Here is a 1,139-nt window from a genome sequence, read left to right as displayed (position 1 = left end):
AGATGGACCAGGTGACGCAGCAGAACGCCGCGCTGGTCGAGGAGGCTTCCGCCGCGGCCCAGTCCCTGCAGGAGCAGGCTGGCAGCCTGGTGCGCGCGGTCAGCATCTTCAAGCTCGATGCAAGCGGCAAGCACGTCGCGTCCCGCACGCAGGCTGAAAGTTTACCTGCGGCCTATGCCGAAGAACCGTCGCTGCCCAGACCGCAACAGCTGGCCGTGGCCGGCGGCGGTGAGTGGCGAGAGTTCTGACTCGCACGCACCTGATAACACACACATAGCGTCTCGGCCCTCGCGGCCCCCAAGGAAAGATCATCAAAGCCTTCTACAACCTCAGGATCGCGACCAAGCTGCTCGTGGCCTTCGTCGCGGTTCTCCTGCTCACGGCATGCCTGGGCGTGATCTCGATGCTGCAGCTCTCCAAGGTCCATCAGACATCGACGGACCTCTCGACCAACTGGCTGCCCGCCACGCGTTCGCTGCTGGAGCTCAAGGGCATGGTGTCGAACTTCCGCTCCCAGGAGATGGCGCACGCACTCTCGGGCTCGTTCAACGAAATGGCCGCCTACGAGAAGGCGATGGACGAATCATGGGCGGCGCTGCAGAAGAAGCGCACCGAGTACGCGGGGCTCATCTCCGAACCCGAGGAGCGCGAGGTCTTCCCGGTATTCGAGAAACTTCTTGCGCAATACGAGCTGGAGCACAGGAAGATCGTCGCCGTGTCCCACACCCAGGACACCGACCAGGCCAGCAACATGATCCGTGGCAAGTCGCAGCAGCTCAGCAACGAGATGAATGCGGCGCTCGACAAGCTGACGAAGGTGAACCTGGCGGGCGCCGTCCGCGCGGGCGAGACTGCCGACGCCGTCCACCAGGAGGCGAGGCTCTGGGTGCTGGGCCTGCTCGTGGGCAGCATCGCGCTGGGCCTGGGCCTGGCGCTGTGGATCGCTCGCATCGTCTCCCGTCCCCTGGAGGAGGCGGTGAAGGTGGCGCAATCGGTGGCCGGTGGCGATCTCACCAGCCGCATCGAGGCCCGCACGACGGACGAGACCGGGCAACTGCTCGAGGCGCTGAAGGGCATGAACGACAGCCTCGTGAAGATCGTCAGCGAGGTGCGCACCGGCACGGACACGATCGCGACGG

Annotated in this window: 1 protein-coding gene and 1 pseudogene; both read left to right on the top strand. The window is 65.3% G+C overall.

The genetic code is table 11. From position 1 onward, the window contains the following. Nucleotides 1-248 (top strand): annotated as a pseudogene (locus ACTJLF_RS34570) (methyl-accepting chemotaxis protein); the annotation flags it as partial. Nucleotides 249-352: 104 nt separating this feature from the next. After that, the coding region (locus ACTJLF_RS34565; protein WP_440884894.1) for an MCP four helix bundle domain-containing protein at nucleotides 353-1,139 on the top strand (787 nt) is incomplete at its 3' end.

Origin of the sequence: Variovorax sp. 22077, assembly GCF_052044195.1 — a bacterium.
Lineage (GTDB): Bacteria > Pseudomonadota > Gammaproteobacteria > Burkholderiales > Burkholderiaceae_C > Variovorax > Variovorax atrisoli.
The sequence above is the reverse complement of the archived record's forward strand: the minus strand, read 5'-3'. Positions and strand labels throughout refer to the sequence as shown.